This window comes from Actinokineospora pegani (assembly GCF_009745975.1).
GTDB lineage: Bacteria > Actinomycetota > Actinomycetes > Mycobacteriales > Pseudonocardiaceae > Actinokineospora > Actinokineospora pegani.
Window position 1 is genome coordinate 23,832 of sequence record NZ_WHOL01000063.1, and the last position, 20,520, is coordinate 44,351.

Below are 20,520 nucleotides of genomic sequence, written 5' to 3' on the forward strand. Positions count from 1 at the left end.
ACCAACCGCGCGTCCCACCGGGGAGTCGTTCACTATCGGGAACGGCCGCGCGGGCCGCGCCGTCGTAACGAGCGGTCGCCGGCTGGCGAACTTGTCTACGTCGAGTGCAGGGGAGGTTCGGTGTGTCCGGTTCCGGCTTCCTGTCGGTCGACCCGGCCGCCGCGGAGCGGGCCGCGGTGGCGTGCCGGGCGCAGATCGCCAGGGTGGACGAGCACCTGCGGGCCGTGCGGGCGCTGGTCGACCCCCAGTTCGGCGCGTGCGCGCTCGGACGGGGGCTCAACGAGAAGTTCGCGGGCAAGCGGGTGGCGCCCGACGGGCTGATCGCCCAGCTCGAGCAGGCGCGGACCGGGCTGGACGCGGCGGCCCGGCACTTCGAGGCGACGGCGATGGCCTACCGGGACAACGAAGAAGACGCGGTGCGCGCCCTGCGCATCTCCGGCGACCTGGGGTTGGCATGAGCGACACCGCGCCCGATCCCGGGCTGCTCGACCGGCTGCACCGCGTGGCCGACTCGTTCGACGTCGCGGGCGCCTGCTTCGACCCGGCCACCATCCAGGCCGCGGACAACTGGAACGCCTGGCGCCACCAGGACATGGTCGTCCTGCTCGACCAGGTCCTCGCGGGCGTCGGCGGCTCGCCCGGCCAGGAGTGGTCGACCATCGGCGCGCGGATCGCCGAGGACTTCACCACCTTCGACCGGGAGCTGACCGCCGCCCTCGGCGCGGGCTGGCAGGGCACGGCCGCCGAGACCGCGGCGGGCGCGACGACGCCGATCGCGGCATGGGGGCAGGCGCTCGGCCAGGTCACCGCCGTGACCGGGCTGCGGATGCTCTCCGCCGACCTGGCCGCCCGCGACGCGCGCGCCAACCTGCCCGAGCCGCAGGGGTTCGACTGGAAGCGGGCGCTGCTGGCACCGGTCCCCGAGACCGACCTGTTCGCCCAGCACACCGAGCAGGAGAACGCCAAGGCCGAGGCGGTCCGGGTGATGGACACCTACCTCACCGCGGGCTACCGCGAGGCCGACGGCACCGTCCCCACCTTCCCCGAGCCGCCCGGCCTGGTCCAGGGCGGCGCCCCGGTCCACTACGGACCCGAGGGGTCCTACGCGGGCGCCCCGGCGCCGGGGACCAGCTATCCGATGTGGACCGGGCTCGGCGTGCCGGTGCCCTTCCCCGACCAGTCGACCGCGCCGCAGGCGGCGGGGGCCGGGACCGACCAGCCCGCCAGTCCGGCGCCCACCTCGCCCGCCGCCCTGGCCCCGGTCGCGCCGCGGGCGCCGGTCGCGCCGGTGGTCCCGTTCAGCCAGGAGGTCACCACCCAGACCTCGGCGGCGAGCGTCTTCGGCCCGGGCGCCGGGACGGGCTCCGGCGGGGGTGCGCACGCGGGAGCGGGCGCCGCCCCGACCTCCCCGCGCGAGGCGCTCGGCAGCGGGGCCGCGGTCGGCTCCACCCGGGGCCCGGCCCAGCCCGGCCTGACCCAGTCCTTCGCCCGGCCGCTGGCCGAGACCCCGCGGCCCGCCGCGGCGAGCGGGGGCGCGGGCATGGGCCCGGCGGGCATGCCGATGGGCGGCGGCGCGAGTGGCCGCGGCGACGACGACGCCGAGCACCGCTCCCGCTACACCGTCGACGACGACAAGAACAACCTGTTCAGCCACGGCCTGTCCTCGGTCACACCGGTGATCGGGGAGACGCAGTGAGGGCGGGGGCGCGGTGATCGGGGAGACGCAGGCCCCCGCCACCCGCGACTGGTCGCTCACCACCGACCAGCTCGCCCTGCTCTGGGACCGGATGGGCTTGGACGTGCTGCCCTACCCGGTGCAGGTGCGGCGGACCGGGCTCACCGACCTCGAGGCCGCGGTGGCGGCGGAGAAGGTGCGCGCGGGTCTGCGCGCGGCCGGGCTGCTCGACCGGGCCGGGCGCCCGGGAGCCGACCTCGAGTCGGCGCTGCGACTGCTCGCCGTGCCGGAGCTGGCGGTCGACTCGGTGTGGCTGGACGCGAACGGACCCGACTCGCCCTACCGCGCGCTGGCCGTGCGCACCGGCCGCCGGGCCGTGGTCGCGTTGCAGGCCCCTGGCCCGAACGCGCTGACCGGCGGCCAGATCACCCTGCGCGACATCAACGTCTCCGCGCTCGTCGACGCCGTCGTGCGCAGCATCCCGCCCGCCCCACCCGGTCGCCGCCCCGGCGGCGGGTGGCCCGCCGACCGCGCCGAGCAGGCCCGGGAGTTCACCGAGGTCGTGCGCGCGCCCCGGCTGCGCGCGGGCCAGTTCGGCGTGCGCGCCGACCGCAGGCGCGGTCCGGTCGTCTCCTGGTTCGACGTGCCGGGCGACGGCAGGTACGCGCTGCTGCGCACCCCCGGCGACCGGGGCAGGGGATGGGTGTCTGTCAGCCCGGCGGACGCGGCCGGGCTGCGCGCCCGCGTCGGCGAGGTCCTGGGCCGAACCCGCGCCGCGAACTGAACACTCGCTGAAACGGGTGCCGGTGCGTCGCCCACGAGGGTTGTGAGAGGGTACGACACTGTGACCACTGCCATCCGCCGTCGCCGGGTCGTCGTCGCCGCGCTGTCCGTCGTGCTGGGACTGGTGCTCGCCGCGTGCGGGTCGGGTCCGAGCCAGGTCAACGCCGCGGCCATCGTCAACGGCAAGGTCATCTCCGTGGGCCAGGTCCAGCACCTGGTCGAGCGCGCCGTGGAGCTCGAGCCCGCCGCGAAGACCCTCGCCGACCAGCGCAAGCTGGGCGACCTCTCGCGCGAGGTGCTCGGCCAGTTGATCACCCACGAGCTGATCGACGCCTACATGGCGCAGAACCCGGTGCAGATCGACCCGGCCCAGGTCTCCCAGCTCGCCGACCAGATCCGCTCCTCGCTGCAGCCGCTGCCCGAGGGCGGCGCCAGCCCGGAGGCGATCGTCGCCAACGCGACCACGAAGGTGCTCGAGCCGGAGTTCCTGGCCCGCGACTACCTGGCGCTGGCGCAGATCGGCGGCAGCGAGATCTCCTCGCTCAAGGTCACCATCGACTACGCGGTCATGTCGCCCCAGAACGGCGGCAACGGCTCGCTGCGGGACAAGGCGCTGGCCAAGGCCGAGCAACTGGCCGCGGGCTACGACGAGGCCAAGCGGGTGCAGCAGCGCGACACCGCCTCCGGTGAGCTGCAGTGGGACACCGGCACGTTCGAGCCGCTGCAGATCAACCAGGAGCTGCAGGGCTCGGCGCTGTTCGGCACGCTGCCCGGCAACGTCGTGGCCTTCCAGGCCTCCCCGCAGAACGCCGCCTGGGTGATCGCGCTGGTGCGCGACCGCCAGGTCGGCCCGCCCACCGCCGACGCGGGCCAGACCCCGCTGGCGGCGACCATCGGCATGGGCCAGCGCGTGCTGCAGCAGTGGGTGGACAAGGCGGGCGTGAACGTCAGCCCCCGCTACGGCGTGTACGACAAGGTCGCGATGCGCCTGGCCGCCAGCGAGGAGACCTCCGCGGGCGTGCTGCTGCCGGTCCAGGGCGCTCCCGAGCAGTGAGCAGGCAGGCCGTGGTGCAGGTCGCCGGGGGCGTCATCCCCTCGGCGGCCATCGCGTTCCTGCGCTCCGCCGCGGTCTACGCCACCGACCCGGCCCTGGGCGACCCGCCGCCCGCCGACCTCGCCGAGCGCGACGACGTCGTGCTGCTCACCGAGGACCTCGACGCCCCCGAGGCCAAGGCGCTGCTCGCCGCGGGGGCCCGGCTCCTGCGCGCACCGGGGACCGGGCTGACCGCCGCCGCGGCGGTCATGGACACCCTGCGCTCGCCGGGTGGCTGCCCGTGGGACGCCGAGCAGACCCACCAGTCGCTGCGCCAGTACCTGGTCGAGGAGACCTACGAGCTGCTCGACGCCATCGACACCGACGACCGGGTCGCGCTGCGCGAGGAACTCGGCGACGTCCTGCTCCAGGTCCTCTTCCACGCCAGGGTCGCCGAGGAGCACCCCGACGACCCCTTCACCGTCGACGACGTGGCCGCCGACCTGGTCACCAAGCTCGTCGGCAGGCACCCGCACGTCTTCGCGGGCGGCGACCCGGCGGTCCGCGACGCGGGCACCCAGGAACGCCGCTGGGAGGAGCTCAAGCAGACCGAGAAGCAACGCGAGTCCTCAGTGGACGGTGTGGCCTCCGGTCAGCCCGCGCTCGCCCTCGCGGCCAAGCTCGTCCAGCGCACCGCCCGCGCGGGCCTGCCCGCCGACCTGCTGCCCGCGGGCGCCTCGACCGGCGAGCGCCTGTTCGCCCTCGCCGCCGCGGCCAAGCTCGCGGGCGAGGACCCCGAGGACGCCACCCGCGCCGTCGCCCGCCGCTTCACCGCTGATGTGCGCGCCGCCGAGGTCGCGGCCAAGGCCGCTGGGGTCGCCCTGGACGCGGAGAACTGGCGCCGGTTCTGGCCGTCGCCCGGCTCCGCCTGAGCGGACTCCAAGAGCCGGTGGGGGTGCCGGATCGGGCGATTCCGTGTGGTTGGGGCCCCTACGACGATCATGTGCGTGAGGGTCAAAAGTGAGGGGAAGGCCACCCTCCCCGCCTTCCGAGGCTTGCACATGATCGCCTCCCCCAACCACACAGAACCACCCGATCCAGCCTTTCCGTAGGCCGGGCGCCGGGGGACTTGGGTGGGTGGGGGGCTTGGGGGCTGTGGACAACTCGGCCTCGGGGCGCCGGAACTGTCAGACCCCGTTGATAGCGTGGAAACCGGGGGGCCGAAGGCCACGTTTCCCGGGAATCGGCGCTGTGGAAACCCTGCCGCTGGGGGGCTGTTGATCGCTACCGTGGGCGGGTGACCGACGCGTACCTCCGCTTTCCCCACCTGCACGCGGACCTGATCACCTTCGTGGCCGAGGACGACGTCTGGTCGGCCCCGCTCGAGGGCGGCCGGGCCTGGCGGATCAGTGTGGACCAGGTCCCCCCGGACAACCCGCGGTTCTCCCCGGACGGCGCGCTGATCGCCTGGACCAGTTCGCGCGACGTCGAGCCCGAGGTGCACGTCGCCCCCGTCGACGGTGGGCCGAGCAGGCGGTTGACGCACTGGGGGGACGTGACGACCCAGGTGCTCGGCTGGACGCCGGACGGGCGGGTGCTCGCCCGGTCCTCCACCGGCAGGCCCTCCACCCGCGGCACGTTCTCCCACGCCGTGCCGGTCGAGCCCGGCGCCCCGGAGCTGCTGCCCTTCGGGCCGGTCGGGGCGGTGGACGTCGCCGCCGACGGCGCGGTGCTGCTGGGCACGGTCGTCTCCCGCGAGCCCGCGCACTGGAAGCGCTACCGCGGCGGCACGGCGGGAAAGATCTGGGTCCGGACCGCCGAGGACGAGCCGTTCACCCGCATTCTGTCCGATGTGGACGGACACGTCGTGTCGCCGATGTGGGTCGGCGGGCGGGTGGCGTTCCTGTCCGACCACGAGGGCGTCGGCAACCTGTACTCCTGCGCGCCGGACGGCTCCGACGTGCGCAAGCACAGCCACCACGAGGACTTCTACGCCCGCAACGCCGCCAGCGACGGCGCGCGCGTGGTCTACCACCGGGCGGGCGGGCTGTGGCTGCTCGACGGCCTCGACGCCGAGCCGCGCCGGGTCGACGTGCGGCTCGGCGGCCCGCGGCCCGACCGCGGCGCGCACCCGGTCGACCCCGGGCGCAACCTCGGCTCGGTCGGGGTCGACCGGACCGGGCGGGCCAGCGCCGTCGAGGTGCGCGGCACCGTGCACTGGGTGACCCACCGCGACGGCCCGGCGCGGGCGCTGTCCGACGACCCGGCCGTGCGCGCCCGCCTGCCCCTGGTGCTCGGCACGACCGGCCAGGTGGTGTGGGTGACCGACGCGGGCGGCGAGGAGTCGCTGGAGGTCGGGCCGGTGGAGGGCCGCGAGCCCGGGGTCCAGCCGCGCCGGATCGGGTTCGGCGGGCTGGGGCGGGTGCTGGAGCTGGCGGCGTCCCCGGACGGGCGCAAGCTCGCCGTGGTCACCCACGACCGGCGGCTGCTGCTGGTCGACGTGGACTCCGGCGACCTCGACGAGGTCGCCACCACCGACTCCGGCGACGCCGAGGACCTGGTGTTCTCCCCGGACTCGGGCTGGCTGGCCTGGTCGCACCCCGGCCCCGACCCGCTGCGCCGCATCCGGCTGCTCAACGTCGCCGACCGCACCGCCGTCGACGTCACCGACCTGCGCTTCACCGACACCGACCCGGCGTTCACCCTCGACGGCAAGCACCTGGTCTTCCTGTCCCAGCGCAGCTTCGACCCGGTCTACGACACGCACGTCTTCGACGTCTCCTTCCACTCCGGGGCGCGGCCGTACCTGGTGCCGCTGGCGGCGACCACCCCGTCGCCGTTCGCCCCGGTCCGCGAGGGCCGCCCGTTCGGCGGTGCGGACGACACCGACGACACCCCCGCCGAGAAGGACGCCCCGCCGCGCACCGCGGTCGACGTGGAGGGCATCGGCGAGCGCGTCATCGCCTTCCCCGTCCCCGCCGCCCGCTACACCGGGCTGTTCGCGGCCAAGGGCGGCGTGCTCTGGCTGCGGCTGCCGGTCACCGGGCGCCTCGGCGACGACCTGCGCGAGATCGGCCAGTCCGCGCCGCGGCCCGTGCTCGAGCGCTTCGACCTGGCCAAGCTCAAGACCGACGTGCTCGTCGACGGCCTGACCCGGGCCTGGCCCAGCGGCGACGGCGCCCGCCTCGTGGTGCGCGACGGCGCGCGGCTGCGCGTGGTGCCCGCCGACCGCAAGGCCGACCCCGAGGAGGGCGGCGAGGACAACGTCGTCGTCGACCTGGACCGGGTGCGGGTGGTGCCGGACCCGGCCGCGCAGTGGCGGCAGGCCTTCGACGAGAACGGCCGGATCATGCGCGACCACTTCTGGCGCGCGGACATGGACGGCGTCGACTGGGCGGGCGCGCTGGCCCGCTACCGCCCGCTGGTCGACGCGGTCGCCACCCACGACGACCTGGTCGACCTGCTCTGGGAGGTGCAGGGCGAGCTGGGCACCTCGCACAGCTACGTCACCGCGCCCGGCGCCGGGCGCGACCACCGCAGGCGCGTCGGCCTGCTCGGCGCCGACCTGGCCCGCGACGGCGACGGCGCCTGGCGGGTCGCCGCGATCATCCCCGGCGACAGCTCCGACCCGGCCGCCCGCTCCCCGCTGCGCGCCCCCGGCGTCGCGGTCCGCGTCGGCGACGCGATCGTGGGCGTCGACGGGCGCCCGGTCGACCCGGCCACCGGCCCGGCCCCGCTGCTGGTGGGCGCCGCCGGGCACCCGGTCGAGCTGACCGTGCTGCCCGGCGGGGGCGGGGCGGCCCGGCGCGTGGTCGTCGTCCCCCTGCTCGACGACATGCCGCTGCGCTACCAGGCGCTGGTGGCGGGCAGGCGCGCGCACGTGCACGAGGCGACCGGCGGGCGGGTGGGCTACCTGCACGTGCCGGACATGATGGCCGCCGGGTGGTCGCAGCTCCACCGGGACCTGCGCGGGGAGATGCTGCGCGAGGCGGTGCTGGTCGACCTGCGCGAGAACCGCGGCGGGCACCTGTCGCAGCTTGTGGTGGAGAAGATCGCGCGCAGGGTCATCGGCTGGACCGTGGCCCGCGACGACTACGTGCTCGAGGCCTACCCGCTCGACGCCGCCCGCGGCCCGGTGGTGGCCCTGGTCGACGAGTTCACCGGCTCCGACGGCGAGATCGGCAGCGCGGCGATCCAGCGGCTGAAGGCCGCCCCGGTCGTCGGCGTGCGCACCTGGGGCGGGGTGATCGGCATGGACCGCCGCTACAGCCTCGTCGACGGCACCGCGGTCACCCAGCCCCGCTACGCGAGCTGGATCGAGGGCGTGGGCTGGGGCGTGGAGAACCACGGCATCGACCCCGACGTCGAGGTCGTCGCGACCCCCGACGACAAGGCCGCGGGCCGCGACCCGCAACTGGCCAAGGCCATCGAGCTGGCGCTGGCCGGACTGGCGGTCACCCCGGCCGCGACCCCGCCCGCCCGACCCGCTCCCAAATTCGGACCCGACCCGACAGGATGACCGGCATGGACCCCACCACCTCCGCCCAGATCGCGGCGATCGAGGCCAACTGGGACGTGCGCACCCCGGTGCACGTGGCCTCGCAGTTCTACGACGTCGCCCACCGCGACCCCGCCGACTGGTTCGCCCCCTTCGAGTGGGACGACCTCGGCGACCTGGCGGGCAAGGACGTCGCCCACCTGCAGTGCCACATCGGCTCGGAGACCCTGGCCTTCGCCGCCCGCGGGGCCAGGGTCGCCGGCCTGGACATCTCCGGGGCGTCGGTCGAGGCCGCGCGCGCCATCGCCGCCGAGGCGGGCCTGGACGTGCGCTACGTCAAGGCCGACGTGCACGAGTCGGTGTCGGCGCTGGGCGGGTCGGCCTACGACGTCGTCTACACCGGCAAGGGCGCGGTCTGCTACCTGCCCGACCTCGACGCCTGGGCGACCGAGGTCGCCGGGCTGCTGCGCCCCGGCGGCACCTTCTACCTCGTCGAGTTCCACCCGCTGCTCAACGCGCTGAGCCCCGTCCCGCCCCCGGACGGCGACGAGTCGCTGCTGCTGCGCCACGACTACCTCGGCGGTCGCGGCGCGATCGCCCGCGAGGGCACCCACACCTACACCGACGGCCCCGCACTGCCCGAGGCCGTGGAGCACTACGAGTGGGCGCACGGCATCGGCGAGGTCGTCACCGCGCTGGTCGGGGCGGGTCTGCGGATCACCCTGCTGCGCGAGACCGAGCGGCTGCCCTGGCCGCGCTGGTCGACCATGGCCCCGACCCCCGGCGGCTGGTTCGCGCTGCCCGACGCCGCCCCCCGCCTCCCGTTCATCTACGCCCTCCGGGCGACCAGGGACTGACGGAATCCAAGAAAGTCCGCTCGCCCGCCTGCGCCGTTTCCGCTGGTCGGCGGGGGTGTGGGCACCGTACTCGCGGTATCTGCGCAAACCGGGAGCCGGTAGCGGTCAACGTCACTCGGAAAGGGACGTAGCCTGGGTTTCGTGGCCGCATCCCCAACACCCCCGCCGACCACGTACCCGGACCCGGCGATGAGCGAGCAGCCGCTGCCGCCCACGCGGGGTCGACCCATGCGCCGGGCAGCCGCCGCCCTCGCGGTGCTCGCGATGGGCGCGGGTGCGGCGGTGTTCGTGCGGGTGACCGCCGACCCCGAGCCGCCCAAGCCCCGCCCGTACCGCTTCGTCGTCCCCGACGTCGCCGTGCACCCCGGCGCCACGGCGCCCGACGCCCCACCCGCCGCGGGCCCCGACCGCGCCGCGTGGGTGGCCGTCATGGCCGACAAGACCGACATGCCCGCCCGCACCGTCGAGGCGTACCTGCGCGCGGAGGACCGGGCCAAGGTCGACGCGCCCACCTGCAAGCTCACCTGGGTCACCCTCGCGGGCGTCGGCCGGGTCGAGTCGCACCACGGCCTCTACAACGGCACCAAGGTCACCCCCACCGGCGACCTGTCCAAACCCATCGTCGGCGTCCCCCTCGACGGCTCCCCCGGCGTCAAGGCCATCCCCGACTCCGACCAGGGCCGCCTAGACGGCGACCTGGTCTGGGACCGCGCGGTCGGCTCCATGCAGTTCCTCCCCACCACCTGGGCCCGCTGGGCCCAACGCGCCAACGGCGACGGCCAACCCGCCAACCCGCAGAACGTCGACGACGCCGCCCTCACCGCCGCCCGCTACCTGTGCGCCAGCGGCGGGGACCTCTCCACGGGGCCCGGCTGGTGGAAGGCGGTCCTGACCTACAACGCCAGCACGAAGTACGGCCGCGACGTGTTCTCCGGGGCGGACGCCTACGTCAAGAAGGCCGTGGAACTGACCCGCACGGGCAACTGACTCGGCTGACGCCGCACCGCCCACCGGTGGAGTTCAGGGGCCGTGCACGGCGATCCGGGCGTTCACTTCGCCCAGCGCCTCCTGGTACTCCGGCAGCGGGCTCATCGCCACCGCCATCCGCAACTGCGTCTGCGCCTCCACCAGCCTGCTCTGCCGTTGCAGGGCCTTGCCCAACGCGAAGAGCGCGTAGTGGTCAGTCGGGTCCAGCTCCAACACCCGCCGGAACGCGGCCTCAGCGCGTCGGAACTGGGCGGAGCCCAGGTAGGCCCGTCCGGCCAGGAGTTGCACCGAGGGTGCGTCGGGGTCGGCGTCGAGCAGCGGCCCCAGGGCGCTCAGCGCGTCGAGGGGTCTGCGCTGCGCCACGAGGGATTCGGCGTGGCGGAACGCCTCCACGGGGTTGGCCGGTTGCTCAGTCATCGTCCGGTCGATCCTACGCGCGGAGGGGGGCTTCCTCGACGTCCGCGGGAGTGGTCACCCACGGTGAGAGGCACGCCTCGCACACCCGGGCGGCCCGTCCCGCTAGGCTCGATCAGGCGGAACGACGACGTTGTGAGGAGCACCACGTGGCGGTCATCGAGCAGGTCGGCGCGCGCGAGATCTTGGACTCGCGGGGCAACCCCACCGTGGAGGTGGAGGTGGCCCTCGACGACGGCACCTTGGCCAGGGCGGCGGTTCCCTCCGGGGCCTCGACCGGCGAGCACGAGGCGGTGGAGCTGCGCGACGGCGACCCCAAGCGCTACGGCGGCAAGGGCGTGGAGAAGGCCGTCAACGCCGTGCTGGACGAGATCGGGCCGGAGCTGATCGGGATCGACGCGGTCGACCAGCGCATCGTCGACCAGAAGCTGGTCGACCTCGACGGCACGCCGGACAAGTCGCGGTTCGGGGCCAACGCCATCCTGGGCGTGTCGCTGGCGGTGGCCAAGGCGGCGGCGGAGTCCTCCGGGCTGGAGCTGTTCCGGTACCTGGGCGGGCCCAACGCGCACGTGCTGCCGGTGCCGATGCTCAACATCCTCAACGGCGGCGCGCACGCCGACACCGAGGTCGACATCCAGGAGTTCATGATCGCGCCGATCGGCGCGGAGAGCTTCCGCGAGGGCCTGCGCTGGGGCACCGAGGTCTACCACGCGCTCAAGTCCGTGCTCAAGGCCAAGGGCCTGGGCACCGGCCTGGGCGACGAGGGCGGCTTCGCCCCCGCCCTGGGCAGCAACCGCGAGGCGCTGGACCTGATCGTCGAGGCCATCGGCAAGGCCGGGTACACCGCGGGCCGCGACGTCGCGCTGGCCCTGGACGTGGCCGCCACCGAGTTCTACTCCGACGGCGCCTACACCTTCGAGGGCGCGAAGAAGTCGGCCGAGCAGCTCTCGGCCTACTACGGCGAGCTGCTCGACAACTACCCGATGGTCTCCATCGAGGACCCGCTGTCCGAGGACGACTGGGACGGCTGGGTGCGGCTGACCGCCGAGCTGGGTGAGCGCGTGCAGCTCGTCGGCGACGACCTGTTCGTCACCAACCCGGACCGGCTCGAGGAGGGCATCGCCCGCCGCGCCGGGAACGCGCTGCTGGTCAAGGTCAACCAGATCGGCACCCTGTCGGAGACGCTGGACGCGGTCACCCTGGCCACCCAGTACGGCTACCGCAGCATGATGAGCCACCGCTCCGGCGAGACCGAGGACACCACCATCGCCGACCTGGCCGTGGCCACCGGCGTCGGCCAGATCAAGACCGGAGCCCCCGCCCGCGGCGAGCGCACCGCCAAGTACAACCAGCTCCTGCGCATCGAGGAGACCCTCGGCGACGCCGCGCGCTACGCGGGCGACCTCGCCTTCCCCCGCTACACCCCGGAGGCCTGACCGGTGGCCGGACGCGGCGCCGACCGCGGGCGCGGGCGCAGCGCCCCCGCCCGCGGCTCGACCCGCGTCCGGCGCTTCCAACTCGGCCTGCGCGCCCCGCGCCCGGCCGCCCAGGAGAGCGCGCAGCCCGCGGCGCAGAAGAAGACGCGCGGCGCGCTGTTCGGCCTGTCCACCACCCGCCGCGCCGCCGTGCTGGCCACGGTCGTGTGCGCCCTGGCGCTGAGCGTCGCGGTTCCGCTGCGCACCTACCTGACCCAGCGCTCCGAGGTCGCCGCCCAGGAGCAGCGCCAGGCCGAGCTGCGCAGCCAGGTCGAGGACCTCGAACGCCGCAAGGCCGCGCTGGCCGACCCGGCGCGGACCGAGGTCGAGGCGCGTAAGAGACTGCGGTACGTGAAGCCAGGAGAGACCCCGTACATGGTCGAGCTGCCCAACCAGGGCCCCGGCCAGCCCCCGAGCGCGCCCGCGGCCCCCGCCGCCCCCAGCGGCCCCTGGTACCAGGACCTGTGGGGATCGGTGAACGGCCAGTGATCGCCCAGACCGACTTCGACACCGTCGCCGAGCAGCTCGGCCGGACCCCGCGCGCCATCCGCGAGGTCGCCCACCGCTGCCCCAGCGGCCACCCCTCGGTCATCCAGACCAGCCCCCGGCTGGAGGACGGCACCCCGTTCCCCACCCTGTACTACTCGACCTGCCCCAGGCTGAACTCGGCCATCTCCACCCTGGAGACCTCCGGCCTGATGCGGGAGATGACCGACCGCCTGGCCGAGGACGAGGACCTGGCCGCGGCCTACCTGCGCGCCCACGAGTCCTACCTGGCCGAGCGCGACGCCATCGAACCCCTGGGCACCCAGGTGACCGCGGGCGGGATGCCCGGCCGGGTCAAGTGCCTGCACGTCCACGTGGCCCACTCCCTGGCCAAGGGCCCCGGCGTGAACCCCTTCGGCGACGAGGCCATCCGCCTCCTGGATGGCCACTGGCCGACGGGCCCCTGCGCCGCCTGAAGCAGACGCGGAAGAGGCCTCCACCCCTCGGGGTGGAGGCCTCTTCCGCGTGGAGCCCTACTGGGCGGTCGTGCTCGCCGGCAGCGAGGCCGGAGCCGACGAGGTGGGCGCGGACGAGCCAGGCGCCGACGACTCGGGCGCCGTGGAGTCGGGCGGTGCGCACGGGTCCTCAGCGGGCGGGGTCGACGGCGGCGCCGACGGCGTGGTGGTCGGCGTGCTGGTGGGCGGCGTGCACGGCTCCGACGTGGGCGGCGGGGTCGTGGTCGGCGGCGGAGTCGTCGTGGGCGGCGGGGTGGTCGTCGGCGGGGGAGTCGTGCTCGGCGGCGGGGTGGTCGTGGGCGGCGTCGTCCCCGGCGGCGGCGTGGTGCCGGGCGGCGGGGTCGTGGTGGGCGGCGGGGCGGGCGGCCCCGGCACCGCCGGGTTCACGACGGGGCCCGGCCTCTGCACGGTGTCCACCGCGGCCACCGGGCTCGTCGCCACCGGCGTCACGCCCTTGGCGTAGGCCTCGGCCCACACCAGGACGGTGCGCACGTAGCTGTCCGAGTGGTTGTAGCGGAACACGGCCGCCGCGCGGTCCTGGGGCTTGGCCATGTCCATGCCGCCCGAGCACAGGTACTTGGCCGAGCCGAGCGCGGCGTCGTAGATGTTGTTCGGGTCGGTCTGGCCGTCGCCGTTGCCGTCGGCGGCGTAGCCGCGCCAGGTGCCGGGGATGAACTGCATGGGACCGACCGCGCGGTCCCACCGCGCGTCGCCGTCCCACTTGCCGCCGTCGGTGTCCGGGATGGCGGCGAAGCCGTCGCCGTTGAGCACCGGGCCCAGGATCGGGCTGGCCGTCCTGCCCGCGGCGTCGGTGCGGCCACCGCGCGCGTGGTTGGACTCGATGCGGCCGATGGAGGCCAGCAGCGACCACTCCATGTGGCACGACTCGGCCGAGGCGGCGGCCGCCTGCTGGTAGGCCTGGAGCATGTTGCCCGGGATGCCCAGCGCGCCGGTCGGCACCGCCACCTCCGGACCCGCGCCGTAGGCGAGCAGGTCCGGGTTCGCGGCCAGGGCCAGCACCTGGGCGCTGAGCTCGATGTCCTCGGCGGCCGTGCCGTTCGCGCCGATCGTCTTCGGGTCGCTGGGCAGCGTCGAGCCGCTGGCCAGCGCGGCCTCGGCGATGTCGGGGACGCGCTCGCCGCCGAGTTCGACGGGTTCGCCGTTGGTGACGGCGGGGATCAGCAGCAGCGCGCCCGCCGCGGCCATCACACCCCGGCCCTTCGGACGCTTGACCCTGTGCTTGCCGACCCGTGCCTTGCCCGACTTCACAGCGAGACTCCGTCCCTCGTTCTCTCTTGGCGCGACCGCGGTCCGGCCCCGGTCTGGTTGACCTGTTCGATCGACCACACTGCCTCATTCATCGCACATAGTCACAGACCCGCAACACACTTGGCGGAGAAAGTTCCAGAACTCATCACCGGCCCGGTAATCGCTCACCGAACACTTGGCTCCAGCCGACAATTTCTGCCAAGACCTGTCTACGCCACGGGGCGTTACCATCGCGTGATGACCGCGACCGAACCCGCGCGCCGGACCGATTCCCGTCGGACCCACGAGGTGGCGAACCAGGTGCCGCCGCTGCCCGGCTTCGACCCCCTGGCGTGCGACCCGGCACTGGCGACGGCGGTCCGCGCGTTCGGCTCCGATGGCGTGCTGGGGTCGCTGTCGGCGCTGGCGGTGGAGGCCGGTTCGGAGACCGCGCGCGAGCACGGGCGGCTGGCCAACGAGAACCCGCCGGTGCTGCGCACGCACGACCGGTACGGCAACCGGGTCGACGAGGTCGACTTCCACCCCTCCTGGCACTGGCTGCTGGGCCGCGCGGTCGACCACGGCCTGCACGCCGCCCCCTGGGCCCCCGGCGCCGACTCGCACGCGCACCTGCGCCGGGCCGCGGCGTTCACCCTGTGGTCGCAGGTCGAGGCGGGCCACGGCTGCCCGATCTCGATGACCTACGCGGCGATCCCCGCGCTGCGGCACAACCCCGAGGTCGCGTCCTGGTACGAGCCGGGGCTGCTCAGCGGCGTCTACGACTTCGGCCTGCGCGACCCGCGGGCCAAGGCCGGGCTGCTCGCGGGCATGTCGATGACGGAGAAGCAGGGCGGCTCCGACGTGCGCGCCAACACCACCACCGCCACCCCGCTGGCCGACGGCAGCTACGCCCTCGTCGGCCACAAGTGGTTCACCAGCGCGCCGATGAACGACCTGTTCCTCACCCTCGCCCAGGCCCCCGGCGGCCTGACCTGCTTCGCGCTGCCCAGGGTCCTGCCGGACGGGACCCGCAACCCGATCCGCCTGCAGCGGCTCAAGGACAAGCTGGGCAACAAGTCCAACGCCTCCGCGGAGATCGAGTACCACGACGCGATCGGCTGGCGCCTGGGCGAGGAGGGCCGCGGCGTGCGCACCATCATCGAGATGGTCACCATGACCCGGCTCGACTGCGTGCTCGGGTCGACCGCGAGCATCCGCGCGGCGCTGTCGGAGGCCGCGCACCACGCCGCGCACCGCCACGCCTTCGGCGCCCGGCTGGTCGACCAGCCCGCGATGACCGCGGTCCTGGCCGACCTGGCGGTGGAGTCGGCCGCGGCGTCGGTGCTGGCGATGCGGCTGGCCGCCGAGGTCGACGCGGGCGCCGGGCCGCTGCTGCGGATCGCGCTGCCCGCGGCGAAGTTCTTCGTCTGCAAGCGGGCCCCGGTCCTGGTCGGCGAGGCCCTGGAGTGCCTGGGCGGCAACGGCTACGTCGAGGAGTCGGGCCTGCCCCGGCTCTACCGGGAGGCGCCGCTGCTGTCGATCTGGGAGGGATCGGGCAACGTCACCGCGCTGGACGTGCTGCGCGCGGTGGCCAAGGAGCCCGACAGCGTCCAGGCCCTCGTCGACGAACTGGCCACGACCGCGGGCGCCGACCCCCGGCTGGACGCCGCGGTGGCCCAGCTCCGGGCGGAGGTCGCCGATGCCGAGCCCGCGCGGGCCAGGCGGGTGGCCGAGCTGATCGCGCTGTGCCTGCAGGGCAGCCTGCTGCTGCGCCACCTGCCCGAGGTGGCCGAGGTGTTCCTGGCCAGCAGGCTCGGGGCGGTCTCGCACGTGCTCGGGGTGCTGCCGCGCGGGCTGGACGTGCGCGGCCTCGTCGACTCGGTGACACCGCGCGGCTGATAGACCGGCCGGTTCAACTTCCACCTGATTGACTGATCGACCGCGAGGAGTTGGGTTCCCGCGCGTACCTGACACGGATGGGGTAAGAGGCTGTACCTGGTGTCATCACGCTGGGTATCGAACAGTTTCTAGTGAAGCCTGGGCGGGTCATATGCCTCTTGACCTGCGCATCTTCGCTAGCGAAACAGTTTCGTCCGTCAGCTTCGTGAATGGTTGACAAGTTGTTCCGTGCGCTTGTGCCTGCTTCTTGTTTGCGCTTACTCTGGCCAGGTCGGTTAACCGGAGCATTTCCGCAGCCGCATTCACGAGTCCAGCGCATCGCGCGATTCGGTCTCGTATCAGTGTCGATGCCGAGAAAGGAAGACCGTGAGTCCTCGCAAGGTTTCCCGGAAGCTGTCGGCCGCCATCGCGGCGACTGGCGCGGCGGGCTTGGTGGCTGCTGGGTTGGTGCTCGGCTCGGGCACCAGTGGCGCCGTGCCCGTGTCGCTGAGCCTCACCTACACCTGCCCGTTCCCGCTCATCGGCAACCAGCAGGTGGCCGCCACCATCAACGCCGACCTGCCCGAGTCCGTGGCGGTGGGCGAGGAGACCGGCCCGATCGCCATCCAGGCCGTCGCCACCGTCCCCGAGACCGCCACCCAGGGCCTGAACCTGGTGGGCGCGAAGAACATCGAGGGCACCGGCGAGGCCCAGGCGGCCGTTGCCGCCCCCGGTGCCGCCGTGGACGTCAGCGTGCCGGTGACCGTCGAGAAGACGGCCATCCCCGCCTCGGGCTCGTTCACCGTCAACGCCTCGGGTCAGGCGCCGTCGATCACCTTCCCCCAGCCGGGCACCGCCACGATCGACGTGGGCGACCTCGGCCTGACCCTCACCCCGACCAACGCGTCGGGCGGCGAGACCGGCCTGGGCACCTTCGACTCGGCCTGCGTCCTCGACCCGGGCCAGGACACCACCCTGCACACCCTCGAGGTCACCGGGGGCGTCAGCGGCCAGCACGACGGGCACCCGCACCCGGAGCCCACCACCCCGCCGACCTCGACGCAGCCGCCTGCCCCGACCACCCCGCCGACCACGACGCAGCCGCCCGCCCCGACCCTGCCCCCCGGCGGTGGCACGGTGGACGTGGACTTCGGCATCACCGGCTCGTCGACCCTGCCCCGCCTCGGCGGCACGGTCCAGCTCGTCGGCGGCGTGAGCGCCACGGCCAACCTGGACAACGGGACCTACACCGGCTCGATGACCCTGGAGAAGACCAAGGGCGACTTCCTGATCGTGGGCGCCCTGCCCGCCACGGCCGAGATCGACTTCGAGCCGGTCGGCGACATCACCGGCAAGATCACCGACGGCGCGGTGGCCTTCAACACCAAGCTGTACGTCAAGCTCACCAACGTCAGCGTCTTCGGGCTGCCGATCTACTTCGGCGACACCTGCAAGACCCAGGAGCCCGCCGACATCAACCTCGCCTCCTCGGGTGCCTTCGACCCGGTCGCAGGCGGCCAGGTGACCGGCAAGTACAGCCTCACCCGGGCTGACGGCTGCGGCCCGCTGAACGACTTCATCGGCCCGTTCGTCTTCAGCCAGAACAACAGCGTGGACATCACCCTGTCCGGCAAGTGACCGGCCGGGGGCGCCAGGGCCCCCAGCCACGAGCGAACCGGCTTGAGTGAGCCACTGGGCAGCCCCCGCGGTCGACGACCGCGGGGGCTGTCGGTCTCATCGGGACTGTCACAGGCGCACGATGGAGAATTTCCCCGTTCGTCGCCGTGCCGTGGCCGGCGCCGAAGATCGTTGGGCCTATGGTGGCCCCATGAGCAGGGTGGCCGCCATCGACTGCGGGACTAACTCGATCCGCTTGCTGGTCGCCGACGTCGTCGACGGCCGGATCGCCCGCGACGTCCACCGGGAGATGCGCGTCGTCCGGCTCGGCGAGGGCGTGGACGCCACCGGCCGGATCAGCGAGGCCGCCCTGGCGCGCACCGAGGCCGCCCTGGTCGACTACGTGGCCGTCCTGCGCCGCAAAGGCGTGGAAAAGGCGCGAATGGTGGCCACTTCCGCGATGCGCGACGCGCGGAACAAAGAGGACTTCTTCGCGATGACCGAGCGGCTGCTCGGATTTCCCGCGGAAGTGATCTCCGGCGACGAGGAAGCGCGGTTGTCGTTCACCGGGGCCGTCGGCGACCTCGACCCCGACGACGGGCCCTTCCTGGTGACCGACATCGGCGGCGGCTCGACCGAGGTCGTCCTGGGCACCTGGGACGGCACCGCGGCCGTCGTGCTCGCCGCCCGCTCCACCGACATCGGCTGCGTCCGGCTGACCGAGCGCGCCCTGCCCGCCGACCCGCCCACCCCCGAGCAGGTCGCCGAGGCCCGCCGGATCGCCGACGAGGTGCTCGCCGAGGCCTTCCAGGCCGTGCCCGTGGCGAGCGCGCGCACCTGGGTCGGGGTGGCGGGCACCGTCACCACGATCGCCGCGGTGGCGCTCGACCTGGGCGAATACGATCCGGCGGCGATCCACCTCACCGAACTGCGTCCGGCGGAGCTGGCGGAGACCACCGCGCGGCTCATCGCCGCCGACCGCGCGACCCGGGCCGCGATCCCGGTGATGCACCCCGGCCGGGTCGACGTGATCGGCGGTGGGTCGGTCGTCGTCGACGCCCTGGCCCAGCAGGTCTTCACCGGTTCGGCGGTACCCGCACTGATCGTCAGCGAGCACGACATCCTCGACGGTGTCGCGCTGTCACTGGCCTCGTGAGCGTCGGTGTTGACCCCCCGAACGGGTTCACCCAATTGGGCCATCAAGTCCAGATTGTTCTCGGCATAATGCCGGTTCTATGACCGCTCTGGCGCAGGCATATTTCCTCCGAACGGGTGAGTAATCGGTGATTGTGACGCGTTCGTGACGTGTGTTGTGCTCGCCTGATTCACAGCAGCGGTTAACTTCCAGTCACTTTGGCGCGGGTTCTTGGCGCGCCCAGTTTGGAAGGGGTTCCATGCGCAAACCACGCTGGATCGCGGCATCGTCGATGTCGCTCGCACTCGCGCTCACGATCGCGGGGTGTGGCGGGGGTAGCAGCGACGACAGTGGCGCGGCCGCCAACGCGGACGGCGCGCTGTCGATCTTCGGTACCGAACCGGAGAACCCGCTGATCCCCGGCACCACCACCGAGGCGGGCGGCAGCAAGGTCATCAAGGCCATGTGGACCGGCCTGACCAGCTACGACCCGGTCACCAGCGAGTCGAAGAACGCGATGGCCGAGTCCATCGACACCGACGACTCCAAGGTCTACAAGATCAAGATCAAGCAGGGCTGGAAGTTCCACGACGGCACCGAGGTCAAGGCGAAGAACTACGTCGACGCCTGGAACTTCACCGCCTACAGCCCCAACGGGCAGCAGGCCGCCAGCTTCTTCGAGCAGGTGGAGGGCTACCAGGACGTCAACACCGCCGACCCGGACGGCCCCGACGGGCCGCAGCAGGCCCCGGAGCCGGCGGCGAAGACCATGTCCGGCCTGAAGGTGATCGACGACTACAACTTCGAGGTCACCCTCGCCGAGCCGTTCTCGGTCTTCCAGGAGAAGTTCGGCTACAACCCGTTCTTCCCGCTGCCGGACTCGTTCTTCACCGACCAGGCGGCGTTCGAGAAGAACCCCATCGGCAACGGCCCGTTCAAGTTCGTCTCGCGCCAGCCCAACACCAACATCGTGCTGGTCCGCAACGACGACTACACGGGCCCGGACAAGCCGAAGTTCAAGGACCTCACGATCCGCATGTTCGAGGGCGCCGAGGCGGGCTACGCCGCGGTGAACTCCAACGAGCTGGACTTCCTGGACACCGTGCCGCCGTCGTCGCTGGCGGGCGCGGCCTACCAGTCGGACTTCCCCGACCGCAACGGGTCCACCCCGTACATGGGCAACCAGACGCTGGCCTTCCCGCTGTACCAGCCGCAGTACCAGAACGTCGACCTGCGCAAGGCCATCTCGCTGGCCATCAACCGCCAGGAGATCTCGGAGAAGATCTTCGAGGGCACCCGCCTGCCCGCCGACGGCTGGGTCAACCCGGCGGTCCCCGGCTACGTCAAGGGCCAGTGCGGCGACCTGTGCGAGTACAACCCGGAGCGGGCCAAGGAGTTCCTGGCCAAGTCCGGCTTCACCGGGGCGATCACGCTGTCGACCAACGCCGACGGCGGCCACAAGGAGTGGATGACCGCGGTCTGCAACAGCGTCAAGAACGCCCTCGGCATCGAGTGCACCTACGAGCCGATCCCGACCTTCGGCGAGACCCGCCAGAAGATCAGCAACCAGCAGATGAACGCCATCTCCCGCGCGGGTTGGATCGCTGACTACCCGTCGATCGAGAACTTCCTGAACCCGCTCTACCGCTCCAACGCCTCGTCCAACGACAGCACCTACTCGAACCCCGCGTTCGACGCGCTGCTGGCCAGGGCCGACGCGGCGCCGTCGGTCGACGAGGCCGACAAGCTGTACCAGGAGGCCGAGCGCATGCTGGCCGTGGACATGCCCGTCATCCCGCTGTGGAACCAGACCGCGCAGTACGTCTGGTCCGAGCGCCTGGGTAACGTGCGAATGGGCTCCGACCGCGAGCTCGACCTGTCCACAGTCACTGTCAACGGCTAAGACGCACTGAGCGGAC

At 73.2% G+C, this 20,520-nt stretch carries 17 protein-coding genes; 15 read left to right on the top strand and 2 right to left on the bottom strand.

What is annotated here, in order from left to right:
- The first annotated feature begins 122 nt into the window (after positions 1–122).
- The 8 genes from GCL84_RS07950 to GCL84_RS07985 all read left to right on the top strand — a co-directional run bounded on the left by GCL84_RS07950 (position 123) and on the right by GCL84_RS07985 (position 9,833).
- On the top strand, positions 123–458 hold the full coding sequence (locus GCL84_RS07950; protein WP_156754734.1) for a hypothetical protein: 336 nt from the start codon (positions 123–125) through the stop codon (positions 456–458).
- On the top strand, positions 455–1,696 hold the full coding sequence (locus tag GCL84_RS07955) for a PPE domain-containing protein (RefSeq protein WP_156754735.1): 1,242 nt from the start codon (positions 455–457) through the stop codon (positions 1,694–1,696). The genes GCL84_RS07950 and GCL84_RS07955 overlap by 4 nt, the downstream gene beginning before the upstream one ends.
- Positions 1,697–1,709: 13 nt before the next feature.
- On the top strand, positions 1,710–2,459 hold the full coding sequence (locus tag GCL84_RS07960) for an ESX secretion-associated protein EspG (RefSeq protein WP_156754736.1): 750 nt from the start codon (positions 1,710–1,712) through the stop codon (positions 2,457–2,459).
- A 60-nt stretch (positions 2,460–2,519) separates the two neighbouring features.
- A complete protein-coding gene (locus GCL84_RS07965) occupies positions 2,520–3,512 on the top strand; it encodes a SurA N-terminal domain-containing protein (protein WP_156754737.1) in 993 nt (330 codons plus the stop codon).
- Positions 3,509–4,423, top strand: coding sequence for a MazG family protein (locus tag GCL84_RS07970; RefSeq protein ID WP_156754738.1), 915 nt, complete (start codon positions 3,509–3,511; stop codon positions 4,421–4,423). The genes GCL84_RS07965 and GCL84_RS07970 overlap by 4 nt, the downstream gene beginning before the upstream one ends.
- 365 nt (positions 4,424–4,788) lie before the next feature.
- Positions 4,789–8,010: a S41 family peptidase gene (locus tag GCL84_RS07975; protein ID WP_156754739.1), complete on the top strand. Its 3,222-nt coding sequence runs from the start codon at positions 4,789–4,791 to the stop codon at positions 8,008–8,010.
- 5 nt (positions 8,011–8,015) lie between these two features.
- Positions 8,016–8,846 (top strand): class I SAM-dependent methyltransferase, encoded by an 831-nt coding sequence (locus GCL84_RS07980; protein WP_197523090.1) that lies wholly within the window; start codon positions 8,016–8,018, stop codon positions 8,844–8,846.
- A 141-nt stretch (positions 8,847–8,987) separates the two neighbouring features.
- Positions 8,988–9,833 carry a lytic transglycosylase domain-containing protein gene (locus GCL84_RS07985; RefSeq protein WP_235926067.1) on the top strand — a complete coding sequence of 282 codons (846 nt, stop codon included), beginning with the start codon at positions 8,988–8,990 and terminating at the stop codon, positions 9,831–9,833.
- A 33-nt stretch (positions 9,834–9,866) separates the two neighbouring features.
- Here the strand turns inward: GCL84_RS07985 and GCL84_RS07990 are convergent, their stop codons facing one another.
- On the bottom strand, positions 9,867–10,250 hold the full coding sequence (locus GCL84_RS07990; protein ID WP_156754741.1) for a tetratricopeptide repeat protein: 384 nt from the start codon (positions 10,248–10,250) through the stop codon (positions 9,867–9,869).
- Positions 10,251–10,396: 146 nt separating this feature from the next.
- On the opposite strand from GCL84_RS07990, the gene eno reads away from it, so the two are divergent.
- From eno to GCL84_RS08005, 3 genes are read left to right on the top strand one after another with little or no spacing between them, the layout of a single operon-like run.
- Positions 10,397–11,683, top strand: a complete 1,287-nt coding sequence (gene eno, locus GCL84_RS07995) for a phosphopyruvate hydratase (protein WP_156754742.1) — start codon at positions 10,397–10,399, stop codon at positions 11,681–11,683.
- Positions 11,684–11,686: 3 nt separating this feature from the next.
- Positions 11,687–12,211 carry an FtsB family cell division protein gene (locus GCL84_RS08000; protein WP_235926068.1) on the top strand — a complete coding sequence of 175 codons (525 nt, stop codon included), beginning with the start codon at positions 11,687–11,689 and terminating at the stop codon, positions 12,209–12,211.
- Positions 12,208–12,684 carry a DUF501 domain-containing protein gene (locus GCL84_RS08005; RefSeq protein WP_235926069.1) on the top strand — a complete coding sequence of 159 codons (477 nt, stop codon included), beginning with the start codon at positions 12,208–12,210 and terminating at the stop codon, positions 12,682–12,684. Before GCL84_RS08000 ends, GCL84_RS08005 begins: the two co-directional genes overlap by 4 nt.
- 57 nt (positions 12,685–12,741) lie before the next feature.
- Here GCL84_RS08005 and GCL84_RS08010 read toward each other — a convergent pair whose 3' ends face one another.
- Positions 12,742–13,992, bottom strand: a complete 1,251-nt coding sequence (locus GCL84_RS08010; protein WP_235926070.1) for a lytic transglycosylase domain-containing protein — start codon at positions 13,990–13,992, stop codon at positions 12,742–12,744.
- A 237-nt stretch (positions 13,993–14,229) separates the two neighbouring features.
- On the opposite strand from GCL84_RS08010, the gene GCL84_RS08015 reads away from it, so the two are divergent.
- The 4 genes from GCL84_RS08015 (at position 14,230) to GCL84_RS08035 (ending at position 20,504) form a co-directional block, all read left to right on the top strand.
- A complete protein-coding gene (locus GCL84_RS08015) occupies positions 14,230–15,870 on the top strand; it encodes an acyl-CoA dehydrogenase family protein (protein ID WP_156754744.1) in 1,641 nt (546 codons plus the stop codon).
- Between the two features lie 366 nt (positions 15,871–16,236).
- Positions 16,237–17,487, top strand: coding sequence for a DUF6801 domain-containing protein (locus tag GCL84_RS29170; protein WP_197523091.1), 1,251 nt, complete (start codon positions 16,237–16,239; stop codon positions 17,485–17,487).
- Between the two features lie 190 nt (positions 17,488–17,677).
- Positions 17,678–18,622: a Ppx/GppA phosphatase family protein gene (locus tag GCL84_RS08025; protein WP_156754745.1), complete on the top strand. Its 945-nt coding sequence runs from the start codon at positions 17,678–17,680 to the stop codon at positions 18,620–18,622.
- A 271-nt stretch (positions 18,623–18,893) separates the two neighbouring features.
- Positions 18,894–20,504 (top strand): peptide ABC transporter substrate-binding protein, encoded by a 1,611-nt coding sequence (locus tag GCL84_RS08035; RefSeq protein WP_235926071.1) that lies wholly within the window; start codon positions 18,894–18,896, stop codon positions 20,502–20,504.
- Positions 20,505–20,520 lie beyond the last annotated feature (16 nt).

Bases quoted from the DNA above. Each gene is read 5' to 3' on its own strand.
- GCL84_RS07955 (WP_156754735.1), top strand. From the start codon at position 455: ATGAGCGACACCGCGCCCGATCCCGGGCTGCTCGACCGGCTGCACCGC.
- GCL84_RS07980 (WP_197523090.1), top strand. From the start codon at position 8,016: ATGGACCCCACCACCTCCGCCCAGATCGCGGCGATCGAGGCCAACTGG.
- GCL84_RS07990 (WP_156754741.1), bottom strand. From the start codon at position 10,250: ATGACTGAGCAACCGGCCAACCCCGTGGAGGCGTTCCGCCACGCCGAA.
- GCL84_RS08015 (WP_156754744.1), top strand. From the start codon at position 14,230: ATGACCGCGACCGAACCCGCGCGCCGGACCGATTCCCGTCGGACCCAC.
- GCL84_RS08025 (WP_156754745.1), top strand. From the start codon at position 17,678: ATGAGCAGGGTGGCCGCCATCGACTGCGGGACTAACTCGATCCGCTTG.
- GCL84_RS08035 (WP_235926071.1), top strand. From the start codon at position 18,894: ATGTCGCTCGCACTCGCGCTCACGATCGCGGGGTGTGGCGGGGGTAGC.